The organism is Haloarcula salinisoli (genome assembly GCF_019599405.1).
GTDB classification, from domain to species: domain Archaea; phylum Halobacteriota; class Halobacteria; order Halobacteriales; family Haloarculaceae; genus Haloarcula; species Haloarcula salinisoli.
Genome location: NZ_RKLQ01000001.1, coordinates 1,592,331 through 1,609,972, shown reverse-complemented (window position 1 = coordinate 1,609,972; position 17,642 = coordinate 1,592,331). Strand labels below are relative to the sequence as shown.

General features: G+C 65.0%; 21 protein-coding genes. 5 read left to right on the top strand and 16 right to left on the bottom strand.

Annotated features, from left to right (window positions below):
- Positions 1-46: 46 nt before the first annotated feature.
- The 5 genes from EGD98_RS08385 to EGD98_RS08365 all read right to left on the bottom strand — a co-directional run bounded on the left by EGD98_RS08385 (position 47) and on the right by EGD98_RS08365 (position 5,849).
- The gene (locus tag EGD98_RS08385) at positions 47-838 is read right to left on the bottom strand and encodes a CBS domain-containing protein (protein WP_220587884.1); all 792 of its coding nucleotides are present in this window, start codon (positions 836-838) and stop codon (positions 47-49) included.
- Positions 839-875: 37 nt separating this feature from the next.
- Positions 876-2,384, bottom strand: coding sequence for a DHHA1 domain-containing protein (locus EGD98_RS08380; protein ID WP_220587883.1), 1,509 nt, complete (start codon positions 2,382-2,384; stop codon positions 876-878).
- Between the two features lie 34 nt (positions 2,385-2,418).
- On the bottom strand, positions 2,419-2,847 hold the full coding sequence (lrpA1, locus tag EGD98_RS08375; RefSeq protein ID WP_220587882.1) for an HTH-type transcriptional regulator LrpA1: 429 nt from the start codon (positions 2,845-2,847) through the stop codon (positions 2,419-2,421).
- 161 nt (positions 2,848-3,008) lie between these two features.
- Positions 3,009-3,947 carry a thiamine pyrophosphate-dependent enzyme gene (locus EGD98_RS08370; RefSeq protein WP_220587881.1) on the bottom strand — a complete coding sequence of 313 codons (939 nt, stop codon included), beginning with the start codon at positions 3,945-3,947 and terminating at the stop codon, positions 3,009-3,011.
- Between the two features lie 3 nt (positions 3,948-3,950).
- A complete protein-coding gene (locus EGD98_RS08365) occupies positions 3,951-5,849 on the bottom strand; it encodes a 2-oxoacid:acceptor oxidoreductase subunit alpha (RefSeq protein ID WP_220587880.1) in 1,899 nt (632 codons plus the stop codon).
- A gap of 324 nt (positions 5,850-6,173) precedes the next feature.
- Here EGD98_RS08365 and EGD98_RS08360 point away from each other — a divergent pair, with 324 nt between their 5' ends.
- Both EGD98_RS08360 and EGD98_RS08355 read left to right on the top strand, forming a co-directional pair.
- Positions 6,174-6,896, top strand: a complete 723-nt coding sequence (locus EGD98_RS08360) for a DICT sensory domain-containing protein (protein ID WP_220587879.1) — start codon at positions 6,174-6,176, stop codon at positions 6,894-6,896.
- On the top strand, positions 6,893-7,072 hold the full coding sequence (locus EGD98_RS08355; RefSeq protein ID WP_220587878.1) for a hypothetical protein: 180 nt from the start codon (positions 6,893-6,895) through the stop codon (positions 7,070-7,072). The genes EGD98_RS08360 and EGD98_RS08355 overlap by 4 nt, the downstream gene beginning before the upstream one ends.
- Here EGD98_RS08355 and EGD98_RS08350 read toward each other — a convergent pair.
- Positions 7,069-7,854 carry an N-acyl homoserine lactonase family protein gene (locus EGD98_RS08350; protein ID WP_220587877.1) on the bottom strand — a complete coding sequence of 262 codons (786 nt, stop codon included), beginning with the start codon at positions 7,852-7,854 and terminating at the stop codon, positions 7,069-7,071. The genes EGD98_RS08355 and EGD98_RS08350 overlap by 4 nt on opposite strands.
- Before the next feature lie 95 nt (positions 7,855-7,949).
- On the opposite strand from EGD98_RS08350, the gene EGD98_RS08345 reads away from it, so the two are divergent.
- Positions 7,950-8,165: a DUF7557 family protein gene (locus tag EGD98_RS08345; protein WP_220587876.1), complete on the top strand. Its 216-nt coding sequence runs from the start codon at positions 7,950-7,952 to the stop codon at positions 8,163-8,165.
- Positions 8,166-8,567 (top strand): type II toxin-antitoxin system VapC family toxin, encoded by a 402-nt coding sequence (locus EGD98_RS08340; protein WP_220587875.1) that lies wholly within the window; start codon positions 8,166-8,168, stop codon positions 8,565-8,567.
- Here the strand turns inward: EGD98_RS08340 and EGD98_RS08335 are convergent, their stop codons facing one another.
- The 6 genes from EGD98_RS08335 to EGD98_RS08310 form a co-directional block, all read right to left on the bottom strand.
- Positions 8,568-9,722: an acyl-CoA dehydrogenase family protein gene (locus EGD98_RS08335; RefSeq protein ID WP_220587874.1), complete on the bottom strand. Its 1,155-nt coding sequence runs from the start codon at positions 9,720-9,722 to the stop codon at positions 8,568-8,570.
- 125 nt (positions 9,723-9,847) lie between these two features.
- Complete coding sequence (locus tag EGD98_RS08330; RefSeq protein ID WP_220587873.1) at positions 9,848-11,497, bottom strand: long-chain fatty acid--CoA ligase; 1,650 nt, start codon at positions 11,495-11,497, stop codon at positions 9,848-9,850.
- Between the two features lie 72 nt (positions 11,498-11,569).
- Positions 11,570-12,169, bottom strand: a complete 600-nt coding sequence (locus EGD98_RS08325) for a chemotaxis protein CheC (RefSeq protein ID WP_220587872.1) — start codon at positions 12,167-12,169, stop codon at positions 11,570-11,572.
- Between the two features lie 102 nt (positions 12,170-12,271).
- Positions 12,272-12,661: a DUF8048 family protein gene (locus EGD98_RS08320; protein ID WP_220587871.1), complete on the bottom strand. Its 390-nt coding sequence runs from the start codon at positions 12,659-12,661 to the stop codon at positions 12,272-12,274.
- A 47-nt stretch (positions 12,662-12,708) separates the two neighbouring features.
- On the bottom strand, positions 12,709-13,377 hold the full coding sequence (locus EGD98_RS08315) for an O-methyltransferase (protein WP_220587870.1): 669 nt from the start codon (positions 13,375-13,377) through the stop codon (positions 12,709-12,711).
- A gap of 36 nt (positions 13,378-13,413) precedes the next feature.
- Positions 13,414-14,370, bottom strand: a complete 957-nt coding sequence (locus EGD98_RS08310) for a mechanosensitive ion channel family protein (protein WP_220587869.1) — start codon at positions 14,368-14,370, stop codon at positions 13,414-13,416.
- An 80-nt stretch (positions 14,371-14,450) separates the two neighbouring features.
- Between EGD98_RS08310 and EGD98_RS08305 the strand changes: the two genes are divergently transcribed.
- Complete coding sequence (locus EGD98_RS08305; RefSeq protein WP_220587868.1) at positions 14,451-14,723, top strand: HPr family phosphocarrier protein; 273 nt, start codon at positions 14,451-14,453, stop codon at positions 14,721-14,723.
- On the opposite strand, the gene EGD98_RS08300 is transcribed toward EGD98_RS08305, so the two are convergent.
- From EGD98_RS08300 to EGD98_RS08285, 4 genes are all read right to left on the bottom strand, one after another.
- A complete protein-coding gene (locus EGD98_RS08300) occupies positions 14,720-15,100 on the bottom strand; it encodes a PTS-dependent dihydroxyacetone kinase phosphotransferase subunit DhaM (RefSeq protein ID WP_220587867.1) in 381 nt (126 codons plus the stop codon). The genes EGD98_RS08305 and EGD98_RS08300 overlap by 4 nt on opposite strands.
- Complete coding sequence (dhaL, locus tag EGD98_RS08295) at positions 15,100-15,804, bottom strand: dihydroxyacetone kinase subunit DhaL (RefSeq protein ID WP_220587866.1); 705 nt, start codon at positions 15,802-15,804, stop codon at positions 15,100-15,102. Before dhaL ends, EGD98_RS08300 begins: the two co-directional genes overlap by 1 nt.
- A complete protein-coding gene (dhaK, locus tag EGD98_RS08290) occupies positions 15,801-16,799 on the bottom strand; it encodes a dihydroxyacetone kinase subunit DhaK (protein WP_220587865.1) in 999 nt (332 codons plus the stop codon). Before dhaK ends, dhaL begins: the two co-directional genes overlap by 4 nt.
- 108 nt (positions 16,800-16,907) lie before the next feature.
- Positions 16,908-17,498 carry a thioredoxin family protein gene (locus EGD98_RS08285; RefSeq protein WP_220587864.1) on the bottom strand — a complete coding sequence of 197 codons (591 nt, stop codon included), beginning with the start codon at positions 17,496-17,498 and terminating at the stop codon, positions 16,908-16,910.
- Positions 17,499-17,642: the final 144 nt, after the last annotated feature.

Below are 17,642 nucleotides of genomic sequence, written 5' to 3'. Positions count from 1 at the left end.
GTCGCCGCGTCGGTCTTGGAGACGTCTCCCGCCGGTCGACGTCTCCCTACTCTTGCAGTCGCTCCGTCGTCTGCACCAGCGGGTGGCGGGCGTAGTCGACGACCTCGATGTCGCCGATACACTCCAGTCCGGCCTCGGTGGCCGTCTTGGCCATCCCCAGTTCGACGGTCTCGTCGAGCACGATGACGTTGGCCTCCATCGCCCGGATGTCGAGCCGTTCGGCGGCCTTCACCCGGTGGTGGCCGTCGGCCAGATAGAGGTGGCCGTCGTTGTCGATGACGACCAGGGGCTCGGCCAGCCCGCGTTCGAGTTCGTACACCCGCCCCTCCAGCTCGTCGGCGTACACCGTCGGCTGGGTCGGCGTGAGCGCGGCGAGGTCGACCATCCGGCGCTCGTCGTGGGTGGTGATATCGTGGATGTTCGCGAGGGTGCGCGAGAGTTTCTCGACCTTGTCGGGTGTCGCACGCTCTATCTGTGAGCGGATGACGTCGGCGTTGGAGATGATGCCCACGAGGTTGCCGGCGTCGTCGACGACCGGGAGTTTCTGGATGCCCGACCGGAGGATGACGCGGGCGGCGTCCTGGACGGCCATCTCGGGGGCGGCGACGATGATGTCCTCGGTCATCACCCGGAACATCGGTTCGTGGCCCTCGGCGAGCAGGAGGTCTCTGGCGCTGACAAAGCCCTCGACGTGTCGCCCGTCGGTGACGGGAAAGCCACTGAAGTCGTCGCTCTCGGCGATGCGTTTGGCCACCTCCGCGACGGTGTCGTCGAGGTCGACGGTCGCGACGTCGCGCGTCATATACTCCCCGACCGTCGGTCGACCCGAGTCTTCCATCACCGACCCTTGCCCAGCGAGTGGCAAAAAGACTCGCCTACCCGCTGTCGTGTTCGTCGGGTTGGGGTTGGGCCAGCCCGGCGTAGTCGTCCGGCGCGTACTCCGTGCGCCCGTTCAGCCCCAGCAGCCGGTGAGACCGGGACTGGACCGCATCGAGGAACCGGTCGTTGACGACAGATTTGACGATACTGTGCAGCGACTCCTCCCGGTCGTCGACGCTGTCGAGCACGCCCAGGGTTATCTGGGCGCCGGCCATATCAGCGTGGCCGCCCGCGGAGCCTATCTGGCCGAACGCGTCCCGCAGGGCCTCGCCGAGGTCGATATCGGCGCCGCGGGCCCGCGCCGAGACGTAAATCGTCCCGTCGAGAACGCCGTACACCATCGTCGCGTGGATTCCCTCGAGGTCGAGCAGCTTGTCGGCGGCCTGTGCCAGCGCGTCGCGGTCCGAAAGCTCGCCGACACAGGAGAGCAACACTGACCCCTCCTCATCCCGGTTGTCGATGGCGCGGCCGATGATAGCGAGCGTCTCGCCGCTGACGCTCGGGTCCTCGATGCGCTGAAGAGCGTCCATGTCCGCTCGCTGGACGAGCTGGGCGGCAGCTTCGAAGTCTTCGGCCGACACCTCCCGGCGGAAGTCCTTCGTGTCGACACGGATGCCAAAGAGCAGCCCGGTCGCGATGGACTCGGACAGTTCGACCTCCAGCCGCTGGAAGTAATCCACCAGGAGCGTACTCGTCGCGCCGACGCCGCTGCGCAGGTCGACGTAGCGCGCCTCGACAGGGAGTCGCGGCGGGTGGTGGTCGATGACGATGTCTATCGGGAGGTCCTGGGGGAGCTGGTCGTTGACGCCGGGTCGTGAGTGGTCCACCAGGGCGAACCCGTCGTAGGCATCGAGCGCGGCGTCGTCGCCGGGCTCTAGGTTCACCAGGTCGTACTCCAGCAGGTTCACGAACGCGCGGTTCTCCTGGTGGGAGATATCGCCGTAGTAACACAGCGACACCGAACAGCCGGCTCTGGCGGCGAGTTCGCCAAGCGCGACGGCGCTCGCGATAGCGTCGGGGTCGGGGTTGTCGTGTGTGACGACAGCGAGGTGGCCGTCGATGTCGCGAAGCACCTGCTGGAGCTGTCGGGTGCGCGCGCCCGGCTCACCAACACACCGTTGCAGTCGCTCGGTGAGGACGGCTTCGGGGTCGACCACCCGGTCGGCGACAGCGTCGAGGCGACTGCGCTGGGCGTCGCTGGCCCCGTAGCCGCTGTAACACAGCAGGAAAGCCTCGGGGAACAGCTCGGCAGCAGTCTCCACGGCGTCGACAGCGACGGCCGGGTCGTCGGTGGCGACGACCACCGTCGCCGGGGTGATGTCCAGCCCGGCCATCCCCGCCCGGTCGATGTCGTCCGTGACGGTGACAGCGATACCGTCCTCGCGGAGCGTCTCGGCGCGGTGCCCGTCGTCCGTGAGAACGCGTAGCTGCTTGTGGTCGCCGCTCACTGCGTGGATTATCGCTCTCGCTGTCGAACCGGCGCCAACAACCAACCGAGACGGCATAGGCCCTCTCTGGTCCGGAGCGTCTAAAAACCCGTTACTTCAGCCGTTCCTGCAAGAAAGAGGGGTGGGCGGCCGTCACGCCGTCGAGTTCGAGTATCTCGTCCTCGATGACGGCGGCAAGGGAGTTCCCGTCGGTCGCACGCACCTCCGCCATCAACATATGGTCGCCACTGGAGGTGTAAAGCGACTCGACGGCATCGATATCGGAGAGCTGGCGGGTCGCCTCGACGTAGCGCTCGCTGGCCACGTCGATGCCGACCATGGCGATAGACTGCCCCGAGAGCTTCTTCGGGTCGATATCGGCCGAGTAGCCGACGATGACGCCTTCTTCCTCTAATTTCTTGATATATTTGCGGACCGTGGGCTTGGAGACTTCTGCCCGGTCGGCTATCTCGGCGTATGATGCCTGCGCGTCCTCTTCGAGGACTGACAGGATACGACGCTCCGTAGACTCGACACTCATAGATGGATATTTACCGTGGGTGAAAAAATATGTTCCGAATCAGTAACCCACTTTCGGGCCGCCGAGAACTCGCACGGCCTGTCCTCGTGGCCCACGTTCACTTCGCGAAACGTGGGGCCAGCGGGCGTCCCGACGACTGCGTGGTCACAGCGGTGGCTGGGTTACTTGTGGTGCTGGAGGAGGTTGTCGTAGGTCCGCTCCCACTCGGCGTCCTCGTCGAAGTACCGCTCTGCGAGCGGTTCCTCGGGCATCTCGCCGATAGCACGCTTCTCGGCCCCGTAGGACGGGCGCTCGTCCTCGATGTACATCCGACCGGTCAGCACTTCGCCCTCGTAGAGTCGCTCCTCGGTCTTTCGCATCATCTCGGCGGCTTCCGCCCGGTCCGAGACGTCGAAGTCGAACTCGTCGGACTGCTGGACGTCCGTGTACGGGACGTAGTGTTTCGCGTCCTTGTTCCAGGTCGGACACTGGGTCAGGAAGTCGATGTGCGCGAACCCGTCGTGCTCGATGGCCTCGGCGATGATCTCCTTGGCCTGGTTCGGATTGACAGCAGCGGTGCGGGCGATGTAGGTCGCGCCGGCGTTCAACTGCTGGCTGAGGGGTCGAATCGGCGACTTCGCCGAGCCGTGGGGCTGGGTCTTGGACTTGTGACCCTTCGGCGAGGTCGGCGAGGTCTGGCCCTTCGTGAGCCCGAAGATCTCGTTGTTGAACACGATGTAGGTCATATCGTGGTTCTCACGAGCGGTGTGGATGGTGTGGTTGCCACCGATACCGTAGCCGTCACCGTCGCCGCCGGCGGCGATGACCTCGATCTTGGGGTTGGCCAGCTTCGCGGCCCGGGCGACGGGCAGCGAGCGGCCGTGGATGGTGTGGAAGCCGTAGCTGTTGAAGTAGCTGTTTAGCTTCCCGGAACAGCCGATACCCGTAAAGAGGGCGACCTCGTCGGGGTTCTTGCCCACTTCGGGCATGGCCTGTTTCAACGCCTTCAGGACACCGAAGTCCCCACAGCCGGGGCACCAGGTGGCCTGTGGCTCGATGCCTGGCGTGAACTCGTCTCGCTCTATCTCTCGGTCCTCTCCGATTGCGCTGAATGCACTCATAGGTTAGTCACCTGCCGCTGGCAGGTACTTCATGTTGGTCGCGGCGAGCTCCTCGCCGTTGATGCTGGACTCGAACCCGTCGACGATCTCGGCGGGCTCGAAGGGGTTGCCGTTGTACTTCAGGAGGCTCGACATCTTGTCGCCGTACTTGCCGATCTCCTTCTGGGTCAGCCCGCGGAACTGGGCCGTGGCGTTCATCTCGACGACCAGCGCCTGGTCGACGGACTCGAGCCACTCGGAGACCTCTTCGACCGGGTACGGGGCCATGTCGGAGACGCCCAGGGCCTTCACGCTGTGGCCGTTCTCGTTGAGCCGGTCGACGGCCTCGAAGGCCGTGTCCTGCTGGCTCCCCCAGACGAGGACGCCGTGCTCGGCGTCTTCGGGGCCGTAGTAGGTCTGGTGAGAGGTGTTCTCGTCGAGGTCGGCGCGGATGTCGTCGAGCTTGTTCAGACGGCGCTCCATCTGGGCGATGCGGTTGTCGGGGTCCTCGCTGATGTGGCCCGACGGGTTGTGCTCGTTCCCGGTCGCAAGGTAACGCCCGTCCTTCTGGCCGGGCACCGAGCGTGGACTCACGTTCGAGCCGTCTTCGGGCTCGTGGAGGAACCGCTGGAACTTGCCCGACGCGTGGTGGGCGGCGTCCTGAATCTCCTCCTCCGTAAGGACGGAGCCGGGGTCGGCGTTTGGCTCCTCGTCGAAGTGGCTCGCCGGCAGGTTCCGGAGCTCGCCCTGAATCTTCTGGTCGTAGATGACGATGGACGGAATCTGGTACTCGTAGGCGATGCGGAACGCCGAGCGTGTCTGGGTGTAACACTCGCGGATGTTCGCGGGCGCGAACACGACCCGTGCGGAGTCGCCCTGTGACGTGTACAGGACGTGTTCCAGGTCCGCCTGTTCGGGCTTGGTCGGCATCCCGGTCGAGGGGCCGGCACGCATCGCTTCGACCAGGACGACCGGCGTCTCGGTCATCTCGGCCAGTCCGAGCGGCTCGGACATCAGGGCGAACCCACCGCCCGAGGAGCCGGACATGGACTTGACTCCCATGTGGGAGGCTCCGAGGGCGAGCGCGGCTGCAGCGATCTCGTCCTCGACCTGCTCGGAGATACCGCCGAACTCGGGCAGGTGCTGGGACATGATGGTGAAGACGTCGGTCCACGGGGTCATCGGGTATCCCGAGATGAACCGACAGCCTTCGTCGAGCGCGCCATAGGAGATAGCGTTAGAACCCGAGAGAATGACCTGCTCTTCGTCGTGAGAGCCTTCCGGAACCTCGATATCGTGGTCGATATCGAGTTCGGAGGCGGCCTCGTAGGCATCTTCGAGCACTGCGAGGTTGGCCTCCTGCATATCGCCGGCCATGTTCTGCTCGATGAGCGTCTCGAACTCTTCGGTGCCGATGTCGAGGATGGCGGCGGTCGCGCCGATACCGGCCGTGTTGCGCATAATCTCTCGGCCGTGCTCTTTGGCGATGCCACGCAGGTCCATCGGGACCACGTGCCAGCCGTTCTCCTCGGCGGCCTCTTCGAGCTCTATCTCCTCGACGTCTTCCTCGTCGAGCAGCCCCTCGTCGTACAGCAGGACGCCGCCCTCGCGGAGGTCGTCGAAGTTCTCGTACAGCGGTTTCAGCTCTTCCTTGCCGTAGTAGGCCTCGTCTTGTGGGTTCCGGGCGAAGGAGTCACCCAGGGCGAGCAGGAAGTTGTAGCCGTCACCGCGTGACTGTACATCCTCGTCCTTCGCGCGTACTTCGACGTACGTGTGGCCACCGCGGATACGAGACGGGTAATGCCGGTGTGTGAAAACGTGAAGTCCCGAACGCATCAGGGCCTTCGCGAAGTTCTGACTGGTCGAGTCGATTCCGTCACCGGAACCGCCAGCGATTCGCCAGATTAGTTCGTTGTCTGTCATTGTGAAATCCTCGGCCCCAGCTCTGGTGCCGTACCGGAAGGTTGGGGGGCCACGACTAAAGATTTTCCACTACATCAAGTCCTATTAATCGTTATTATTCGGGCGAAGGCACCCTATTCTGGGTAAACTACGATGATTAATCTCCGGGGTTTTCGGCACCGTCCAAACAGTTGGAGTACAGACAGTTATCGCTCCGGATCTGGTTCGAGAAAGCGGTCGGTCACACTGGCGACCGCGTGGCATCTCACTGGCCAGCTGGGCAGTGGATACCGCGGTCGCACTCGTCGGAAGGCCTAATGCCGTACCGGGCCTCGGCCCACGTGAATGTCGCTCAGCGAACTCATCGCCGGCGTTGAAGCCCACGAGCAGACCCTGACGGTGTTCAACGCCGACGGGTCGGTCACCGACGACCTCCGGGGCCGCTTTGCGGACCGGAACGTCCGGGTCGTTCGGGAGACGACCGGTAGCGGCCGCCCCGGCGAGTTCCTCACACTCTCGGACGGCGACGGCGTCTACGCGGCGACGGATATCGACTCGTTCTACGACTCACTCGACGACCGCGAGCGCGTGCTGGGCGAGGACGCCGGTCACGGTCTCCTCGACCATCTGGACGAGACCCTGTTTACTTCCTGGTCCATCGAACGGATGGTCGCGGCCTCCCGTGAGATAGAGGACCGCGCCTGGCGGGTCGGTGAGGGGTCGCTGTACGCCGGTTTCCAGACGCTTTCGACGCTACAGGGCGAACTGGACCTGTACGAGCGACTCGGCGACTCGGCCGTCGACGTCCACGCCTACGCGGTGCCCGATATCGACCCGCCGGCCCACAGCACGTTCCAGCTCCATCTGGACCGCAGCGAGGAGATAGCGACGTCGTGGTTCGTCGTCTTCGACGACGGGACCGACGACGAGGCAACCACACAGAAATGCGCGCTGCTGGCCGAGGAGCGCGAGCCCCGCGAGTTCTACGGCTTCTGGACGTACGACCCTGCTACGGTCGACTACATCGTCGACCATCTGGTGTCCCGGTACGGAACGGTCGAACAGTGAACAGTCCCGTCGCCACGGCGACAGCGTACCGAATTGCCGAGACCGACCAGCGTATCAACGCCGTCGAGTTCGAACTCCACTTCCAGTTCGGACTCTGGACCGTCGTGGACCACGACGAGGACCGGTGGGTGGTCCGAAATCGCGACGGCGAGCGATTGACGATACGGCCGGTCTAGACTACTGACTCGAACACCGACAGGTCGTGGCCCAGTAGAATCTCCGCGCCCGTCTCCCGTTCGATATCCCGACAGCGCGCCAGGCTCTCGCGCCAGGCGGCGTTGCTCCACAGCAGGCTCGTCGCCATCGACTGGCCCGCGTAGTTGGCCTCGACGTAGGCCTCGTCGCCCACCACGAGCAGCGGGTCGCCCGCCCGCTCGATGAGCGCGCCCATGAGGCCTGGGGTGTGGCCGGGCAGGTGCAGCAGTTCGACGCCCTCGGCGAGGTGGTAACTGTCACCGTGGACTATCTCCCAGTCGAGGTCGTGGTCGAAGTCGCTGGCCAGGTAGGCGATAGAGCCCTCCGTCGTCCTGGCGCTGTAGTAGGCGTAGGGGAGTTCCTCGCGATGGACGTAGATAGGCACGTCCGTCCCGGCGAAGTTAACGAGGCCGCCGGCGTGGTCCAGGTGGAGGTGGCTCATCACTACGGCGTCGATGTCGTCGAGCGCGTAACCGGCCGCGGCGAGGTCACCCTCCAGGGTATGGTCGGCCGCGTCGACGTGGGCGAAGGCCTCGTACAGCGGCGCGGGCCAGTAGCCCTCGCCCGCCTCGGGATGTGAGCCGGTGTCCCACAGTATCGTGCGCTCGGGCGTCTCGATGAGGAGGTTCCAGACGACGTACTCCTCGTACTCGTGGTCGGGCTCGCGGTTCGAGGCCGTCGCGACGCTCGTCCCGTCGACGACGAAGCTCCGGTCGGCCATGACGCGCCCGCGGTCGAGGACGGTGACTTCGGGAGGTACCATACCGGGTGTAGACTGGCTGAAAAGAAAAGGGTGGGTCCGAACTAGTTGGTATGGTCAGCCGTGTCACCGTAACTCATACAGGCGGCTGTATACACATGAGCACGATACGCGTCAGCGACGAGGTGAAAGAGCGGCTCCGGGACCTCAAACGGGACGACGAGAGCTTCAACGACCTGCTGGACCGTCTCAGCCGGACCGAGAAAGACGTCGAAGCCATCGCACAGTCCCTGCCATCAGTCGACGAGAGCGACGTCGAGCGGATGGACAACGCCCGTGACCGATTGAACAACTCGCTGGAGAACCGCCGGTAGATGATCGTCCTCGACAGGGACGTCCTGGTGAAGCTCCGCAACTCGGACCAAACGGTGGTCCAGCACCTCAAGCAGTACCGTACCGACGAGTGGACAATTCCGGCCCACGTCGCGTGGGAATCATTTCAGTACCACGGCAGTCGGACCGATATGGTGCAGGAACTGCAGCATCTACGGTCTAGCTTCGACAGAATCCTTCCGTTCACAGTCGACACTGCCCTCGAAGCCGCGTATCTCGACGAGAAGCTGCAGTCCCAGGGTGTAACCCTCGACCCAATCGACCTCCTGAATCTGGCAACAGCGCAGGAAGCAGGTGGAAGGTTCATCACACACAACAAGAACAATTTCGACCGTGGTCCGGTGCGGGACCTTGCGGATATAGATGTCGTACTGACGGGCTGATTACTGTGGCGTCTGCCGATAGATGAGGTTGCGCTGGATGTCGTTGGCGCCCTCGTAGATAACCGGAATCCGCGCGTCACGGAACACCCGCGAGATACGGTTCTCCAGGAGCACCGACCGACCGCCGTGGAGCTGCATTCCCTTCTGGGAACACTCCGTCGCGGCCTCGGTACCGGCCGTCTTCGCCAGTGCGGCCCAGTAGCCGGCATCCTCCTGATTGGCGACGCGCTCGGCGGCGTCCCACGAGAGCGAGCGGGCCGACTGGAAGGACAGTTGCATGTCGGCGAGCTTGTGCTGGACGGCCTGGAACTCGTCGACGGTGCGGCCGAAGGCCTCACGGTCGTGGACGAACTCCCAGGCTTCCTCGATGGCCGCGGCGGCGAGGCCGATGCCGTGGCCGGCGACGATGATTCGGCCGTGGTTGAAGAACTCCGCGAGCATGTAGAAGCCGGCACCCTCGGCACCTATCAGGTGGTCCTCGGGGATGCGACAGTCGTCCAGGACGATGTGGGCCTGCTTCGAGGCCCGAAAGCCCATCTTCTCGGGGATGTGTTCGGCGTCGTAGCCTGCCACGTCCGTCGGGACGATGAACATCGAGTAGTTGCCATAGCGGTTGTTCGGGTCGTCATCAGTCTTCGCGTAGAGCGTGACCCAGTCGGCCTCGACGCCGTTGCCGATCCAGTACTTCTCGCCGTTGAGGACCCACTCGTCGCCGTCCTTCTCGGCACTGGTGGTCATCCCCGCGAGGTCGCTGCCGGTCTCGGGTTCCGACACTGCGAGGCCGGTTATCTGTTCGTTCTCGGCGACGGGCCGGAGATACTCCTCGGCCTGGGCCTCGCTGCCGTGGTCCTCGACAATCTCGGCGCCGAAGCTCGCGAGCTGCAGCGTCAGCGCGATGCCGGCGTCGGCCCGATACATCTCCTCCGCGATGGCCAGCACCTGCTGGAGGTCGTACCCCTTGCCACCGACCTCCTCGCCGAGGTCCTGCGCGACGAGGCCGGCGTCCATCCCGGCTTCGAGGACCTCCCAGGGGTACTCGCCGGACTCGTAGTAGTCGGCGGCCACTGGTTCGATGTGTTCCTTGGCGAACTCGCGGGCCTCGGCTTTCACGTCGCGGGCGTGTTCCGGCACCGGATACTCCGAAAGTAACTCCATACTCCTATCCATGTGCGGTGTCACCATATACCTCGTGAAACTGGGGGAAACCACCCAGCAGTTGTTTCTGCCCTCGGTCACGGAGGGTTGACTGCTGGCGATCCGCCCTTCGAGCCCCGAGACGCCTACTCCGGGGCTGCCTCGTCTGGGACACGCCCCTCGACCAGCGACTCGTCGGCGTACTCGTCTCGGAGCACCTTCTTGTCGAATTTCCCCGTCGCGGTCTTGGGTATCTCCTCGACGGTGACGACGTTGTCCGGCACCCACCAGTTCGGGTAGTTCTGACGGATGTACTCCCGCAGCGTGTCGGACAGCGAGTCCTCCTCGGCCCCGCTCGGCACGACCAGCGCGAGCGGCCGTTCCTGCCAGCGCTCGTGGGGGACGCCGATGACTGCCGCCTCGGCGACGGCGTCGTGGCCCAGCAGTTCGTTCTCCAGTTCCTGTGAGGATATCCACTCGCCGCCGCTCTTGATGACGTCCTTGGCGCGGTCGACGATGTCGATGTAGCCGTCGGGGTCGACCGTCACCACGTCGCCGGTCTTGAGGTAGCCGTCGGCGAACTCCGCTTCGGTGGCCTCCGGCCGGGCGAAGTACTCCGTGGTGACCCAGGGCCCGCGGACGTGGAGTTCGCCGAAGGCCTCCCCGTCGTGGGGGACCGCCTCGCCCTCGTCGTCGACGACCCTGAACTCCAGGCCCGGCACTACCAGCCCCTGCTTGCGCCGCTTCTCCAGTCTGGTGTCGTAATCGGTGTCAGCGAGGCCGTGTTTGACGTGGGAGACAGCCCCGACCGGCGCCGTCTCGGTCATCCCCCACGCGTGGACGAGTTCGACCCCGCGGTCGTCGAAGAAGCGTATCATCGCTTCGGGCGCGGCGCTGCCCCCGACCACCAGTCGGTCGAGCGAGGAGAGGTCGACGTCGTGCTCCTCGACGTACTCCATCAACCCGAGCCACACCGTCGGGACCCCGGCGGTGACGGTGACGCCCTCGTCCTCGATGAGGCCGGCGAGGTCCTCCGGCGACGGCTTGGGTCCGGGGTAGACGTGTTTCGCGCCGCCGGCGGTCGCCGAGAACGGCAGCCCCCACGCGTTGACGTGGAACATCGGTACGACGGGCATGACGACGTCGTCGTCCGCGAGCGGGATGCCCTGTGGCGACTGGATACCCATCGTGTGCGACCAGAGCATCTGCTGGGTGTACTCGACGCCCTTTGGCTGCCCGGTCGTACCGGAGGTGTAACAGAGTCCCGCGGGCCGGTCCTCGGCGAGCTCGGGCCAGTCGTACGTCGTCGGCTGGTCGCCGATAAAGGACTCGTAGGCGACGGTCTCTAAGTCGGTCTCGGGAACCGAGTCACCCATCACCACGTAGCGCTCGACCGTCTCGAACGGGTCGGGGTCGTCGGCGACGGCCCCTTCTAGTTTGGGCAGGAGCGACTGGTCGACGAAGACGGTCCGGTCGGCCGCGTTCTCGACGATGTACTGGACGTGTTTATCGGGCAACAGCGGATTGATGGTGTGCGGTTGCGCGCCCATCCCCGGGACGCCGAAGTACGTCTCGAAGTGGCGATGGTGGTTCCAGCAGAACGTGGCGATACGCTCACCGTTACCGTACCCTGCTGCTTCGAGCGCGTTCGCCAGCTGTGCGACGCGGTCGCCGTAGCCGTCGTAGTCGTACCTGACGATGCCCTCGTGGGTTCGGGAGACGACCTCGGTGTCGGCGTACAGCTGACGGGCACGCCACAGGAACGGTCGGAGCGTCTGGGGGGAACCTCCTGGCATACATGATACTAGTGCCCGCCCCACAAGAAAGTCCGCAAATTAATAATGAGGGAAACGGAGTTGTTCCGCTCTTCAGACCTCGATTTCCTGCATCAGGCCGACCAGTTCCTCCAGTTCGGGGAACGTGTACACCTTGACGTTGATGTCGGAGTCGAGCGCGTGGACACGGGAGTCGAACATCAGCGCCATGTCGTTGTCGCGGTCGCCGACGAGCTGGTCGACCATCCCGCTCCCCGGGCCGAAGGTGAAGTTCGGCGTCGAGATGTCGATGGTCGTGTCCAGCACGTTCGCCCAGCCGTCGATGAACCCGCTGGTCATGATGTTCCCAATCTCCTGAATCGCAGAGCGCTCCATATCCGTAAAGCCCCCCTCGTCGCTGGTCTCGCCCATGTCGCCGATCATGCCGTGGGCGAGGTCCTTCGCGCTCCTTGCGTTGAACAGAAAGAGGATGTAGCCGTGGGGTTTCTCGACCATCTCGATGCTGATGCCGATCTGTTTCTCGTCGCCGATGTGGGTCTTGATATCGGGGATGTCGATGAAGTTTATCTTCGTAATCTCCATCTCCGTCTCCATCCCTGTCATCTGGCTCAGATGGTTGGCGACGGTGTTGCCCCCCTCCTTGGCCATCTTGTTGAAGAGCCCGAGCTTCCGTATATCTATCATCAAACTCATGGTCAGTTGGCCCGAAGTTGCGAGGCCTGCCACATAAGCTATACACCCCCATTTTCGATGCCGAGAATCGGAGTCGCCGCGGTGGGCTATCCGTCGCCCCGTTCAGAACTGTTCGGCGGTGTCGATACCGATGACGACGCCCGCCTCGTCGCTGTCGAAGTTGTCGTCGCCGGTGACCGACTTCGCGAACATGAGCTTCGCCTGCTCGGTGTGGGCGTACCGGACGGCCGCTTCGGTGTCGGAGTCGAGGTCGAACGCCGACAGGAACTCGTCCCACACGGCCGCCTCGACGCGGTAGGCTCGCACGCCGTCGACGGTGACGTACTCCGTGGTCCGTTCGAGATTCGAGTGCCAGCCGATGAGTTCGGCGTGTAGCACGTCTAGCACCCCGACCAGCCGTTCGATGTCCATCTCGGCCGTTTTCGCCGTGCGCTCGATGACAGCCCCGTCCAGTCCGAATCTGTCGGCCGCCGTCTCGGAGTCTGGTGGCATATGTCAACTATGGGCACAGAGCGGGTTGGGTCTTCCGGTGGCGCCGCTCAGTCCACGCGAACACTGACGGCGACGCCCTCGCCGAGTGGCAGCAAGCCGGTCTCGAAGGCCGGGTCAGTCCGGACGTGGTCGAGATAATCGGCGATACCGCGGCTCGCGTCGCTCGTCTCCACTGACTCGCCGGCGAGCAACGCCCGGATGTCGGCAAACTCCAGCGGCCCCGCCTCGACGGCGTTGTCCGCGGCGACGACACCCCCGACGGGGACCTTCTCGCGGACGGCCTCGAACGCCTCGGTGTAGCGTCCTTTCTCATTGTCGACGAGGACCACGTCGAAGGGGCCGTCGTAGCGGTCGACGATGTCGATGGCGTCCCCGTGTTCGAAGACTGCGCGGTCGGCGTAGCCGCCCCGCTCGAAGTACTCGCGGGCGTCGTCGAGTTCGTCGGCGTCGATTTCGGTGAGCACGATCTCGCCGTCCGCAGCGACCGCTGGCGCCATCCAGTACGCCGAGTACCCGAAGCCAGAGCCGAACTCGAAGACCCGCTCGGCGTCGGTCAGGCGGGCGAGCAGGCGGAGCCACGCGCCGACGGCCGGGCCCACCGTGGGAAAGCCACCGCGGTCGGCTCGCTCGTCCATCTCAGCGATAATCTCGTCGGGCTCCGGCGCGAGCGTGCGGGCGAACTGCTCGGTCACGTCGGGGAGTGGCGTCTCGTCCATACCGGCCGTGTGACCGGTCGGCGGGTAAATCCTCGGTCACCGGTTCCGACTCACGGGGAACTTCACCCGGTCGGGCTCCTCGTTGAACGCCGTGAGAATCCGCTTGTACAGCTCGTTGCGGACCCGCTGGCCCCGGCGGGGGTGGACCAGGTACCTGAGACGGAACTCCACCCACGACTCCTGCTGGACGACGTTGACCGACGGGCGGTCCTGCACTTCGAGTTCGACCGGCGTCTCCGAGAGCCGCTCGCGATACCGGCCGATGCGAGCGGCCATCTCGTCGCCCATGTAGTCGTCCGCGATAGTCGCCATCAGCTCGGTCGCGTAGTCGAGGTCGGTCTCGTAGGCCACCTGTACCGACAGCTCGTTCCAGACGAACGGGAAGTCCTCGCGGGTGTAGTTCATGACGTGTGAGGAGAGGACGACGCTGTTGGGGAGGGTGACGATGCGGCCGGAGGGCTGGTTCGAGGAGACGAGCCCGCCGTTTATCTCCCACAGTGTCGTCACGAGGAAGGAGACCTCGACGACGTCGCCCTTCGAGTCCTCGATGGCGACCCGGTCGCCGACCTGGTAGGGCCGTTTGACCATGATGTAGAGCCAGCCGATGAGCGAGAACAGCGGCTGCTGGAGCGCGAACGTCACCGCGAACCCGACCACACCCAGCGAGAACAGCACGCCGACCCATTGCTGGGTGATGACGCCGAGGACGGCGATGGTCCCCGCCACGCCGAAGGCCAGCCGGAAGATGTTGCGCGCGTCGTGGCGACGGCGCTTGTCGGGGGTCCGCCGGTCGAACGCCGCGAGAACGAGCCGGTAACAGCCATACGTCGCGAAGCCGATGGCCGCGAGCGACAGCCCCTCGCTCAGAACGAGGGTGAGCCCGGGGCCGACCCCCTGGAGGACGGCGTCGACCCTGAACTGCTGGACGACGACGTAGCCGAGTGCACAGCTCAGCGACAGCACGACCGACAGATATCCCAGTGGCCGACTCACGACACACTACAGACGACCTGGCCACTAAACGGTTTGGCGACCCCCCTATAGTAATGGTCGCCCGGCCCTTAGGTCACACAATGGAGCGAGACGTCGAAATCGTCCCGGAGGCAGGGCTACACGCCCGACCCGCATCGAAGTTCGTCCAGACGGTCAACGAGTACGACGCGACGGTCGAGGTTGGACTCGCCGACAGCGGGACACTCGTGCCCGCGAACAGTATGCTCTCGGTGACCGGACTGGGTGCGAAACACGGCGAGGTGGTCCGGCTCGTCGCCGAGGGCGACGACGCGGAAGCGGCGCTGGACGCGCTGGAAGCGGTCCTTTCGACGCCGGAAGACGGGGAGACCTAGAGCTTCTCGACACCGCGGGCCGCCTCGGCCTGCTCGCGGACCGACTCGACGGTGGCTTTCGGGCTGGTCGCGGTGACGGCGGCGTTGACCGTCCCCTCCAGTACCGGCGCGTCGGCGATGACCGCCTCGACGTCGCTCGTCTCGATAGCGACCTCCGCGTTCATCACGGCGCTTCCGAGGTCGACCAGCACCACGACGCCGTCCCCGTCATCTGCCGCTTCGATAGCGGCCTCGATGTTGTCGGCGACCGTACCGAAGCCGCCCTGTCCGTCACCGCCGACCGCCTCGATACGCGTCTCCCCACCCATCTCGCCGGCCACCTCGGCGATGCCGTCGGCGGCCGTCTGGCTGTGTGAGACGACGACGAGTCCGACCATCAGTCCTCGGTCACCTCGCCGTCCGGGATGGTCGGCGACTCGGCGTGGTCAGGTAGCTCCTCGGGGGCCTCGCCGTACGCCGTGGCCACGTCGAGCAACTCCTCCATGATGTACAGCGTACTGGTGGCGCCGGGGTCCTGGTGGCCCACCGAGCGCCAGCCAAGGTACGAGGCCCGGCCCTTCGAGGCCCGGATGGGGACGGTGAAGTCCACGCCGCGCTGGGCGGCGGCGACGGCCTTCGAAAGCGCCGCGACCGGTTCCATATCGTCGACTTCGACCGACTTCTTGAACGTGTGGACCGCCGGCACCAGCGCGTCGACCATCGTCTTGTCGCCGACGCGGGCGTCGCCGCGGTCCTGTACTTTCTCCAGATAGGTCTCCGCGAACGCGACGCTACTCTCGGCCGTGAGCCCGTCTTCGAGTTCGGGGCTGGCAAAGACCAGCGAACCGCCATACAGCGGGCCCGACGCGCCGCCGACCTCCGAGAGGAGTGTCTTGCCGGCGGTCTTGACGACGGCCATCGGCTCGGGGTCGTCGAGCTCGGCGACGGCCTCCGCGGCGGCGGCCCACCCGCGGGCCATGTTCCCACCGTGGTCCGCGTCACCGATAGCCGAGTCGAGGTCCGTCAGGTGGGACCGCTCGGTCTCCAGTCGGTCCGCGACCGCCGCGACCGCGGCGACGACCGCCTCGCCCTCGTCGCTCATTTCACCGTCAGCGCCGGCGTCTCGGCCGGCGCACCGAGCAGTTCCTTTAGCTCCTCGTCGACCGCACAGACCGTGATAGAGCATCCCTCCATGTCCAGGGAGGTCATGTAGTCGCCCACCCAGGCGTCCCAGGTCTCCAGGCCGTGGTCGCCCAGAATCTGCTGGAGCTTGCGGTTGACGACGAACAGCTCCATCTGCGGGGTACCGCCCATCCCGTTGACGATGGTCATCACTTCCTGGCCATCGTCGAGGTCGAGGTCCTCCAGGACGTTCTGGGTCAGTTCCTCGGTGATCTCGTCGGCGCTCATGACGTCGGTGCGCTCGACGCCGGGTTCGCCGTGGATACCGATGCCCAGTTCGATCTCGTCTTCGGGGAGGTCGAACGTCGCCTCGCCCTTCTCCGGTGTGATACACGACGTGAGCGCCATCCCCATCGTGCCGACGTTGTCGATTACCTTCTGGGCGACCCGCTGGACCTCGTCGAGGTCCGCGCCCTCGGCGGCCTTCGCGCCGGCGGCCTTGTGGACGAGGATGGTCCCACAGACACCACGGCGGCCCGAGGTGTACAGGGAGTCCTCGACGGCCACGTCGTCGTCGACGACGACCTGTGCCACGTCGGTCCCCTCCATCTCGACCATCTCGCCGGCGGTCTCGAAGTTCATCACGTCGCCCTCGTAGTTCTTGATGACCATGAGGACGCCCTCGCCGCTGTCGGCCGCCCCCACCAGCTCCTCGAGTTCGTCCGCTGTCGGGGACGTGAACACTTCGCCGGCCGCCGCACCGTCGAGCATCCCCTCGCCGAGGTAGCCCGCGTGGGTCGGCTCGTGGCCGCTCCCACCACCGCTGACGATGCCCACTTTCCCGTCAACAGGGGCGTCGTCCCGTACAAGCACCTTCGTGTCAGGAAGTCGACGCACCTGGTCCGGGTAGGCGGCCACCATTCCGTCCAGCATCTCGTCGACCACGTCGTCCGGGTCGTTGATGAGTTTCTTCATAGTCCATGATTATAGACGATGGGCTGATACATAAACCTGCCCAGCAAATTACAACGGTCGTTGTTTCCGTTTAGAATACTTTTCAGAAGGGCAGACATAACCGCCGTGCTATAGCTCCCAGTACTCGGGCTCGTTGCCGTCCATCCACTTGATGGAACAGCCCCGCGAGGGCTTCTCCGCGGCGGTTATCTCGTCGCCGGACAGTAGCGTCTCGACGTGGGCGGCCATCTCCCGAACGCTTGGGTCGTCGTCGGGGCTGGGGGCGTCGTCGAGGCGGCCGTGGTAGGCCAGTCGGAAGTCGCCGTCGTCGTTGTCGAAGAGGAACGGGTCGGGCGTACAGCGGGCGCCGTAGGCGGCCGCGACCGACTGGTCTGCGTCGTGGAGGTAGGCGTCGTAGTCCACGGTGCCGTCGGCCACGATCTCCTGCATCCGTTCGAAGGAATCGTCGGGGTACTCCTGTGGGTCGTTCGAGTTTATGCCGACGACGGCGAGGTCGTCGTACTCCTCGGCCAACCGATTCAGCTCCGGTATCTTGGCCTTGGCGTACGGGCAATGGTTGCAGGTGAACACGACGAGCAGCGCCTCGTAGACGGCGAAGTCCTCTAACGCGTACAGCTCGCCGTCGGCCCCCGCCAGTTCGAAGGCCGGCGCGCTGTCACCGCGCTGTAGCACGTCGGATTCGGAGTCGAGTGAGACCATGGTGTGTGAACCTACACGGTCGGCTTGTAAAAGTCCGTGGCTGCCAGCCAGTGGGTAGTCTAGTAGCTATCGACTCACAGAGCCAGTCGGGGCATTCTGGCTGTTAGCACTCGATTTTCGTGACCAAACACGACACCGAAACGG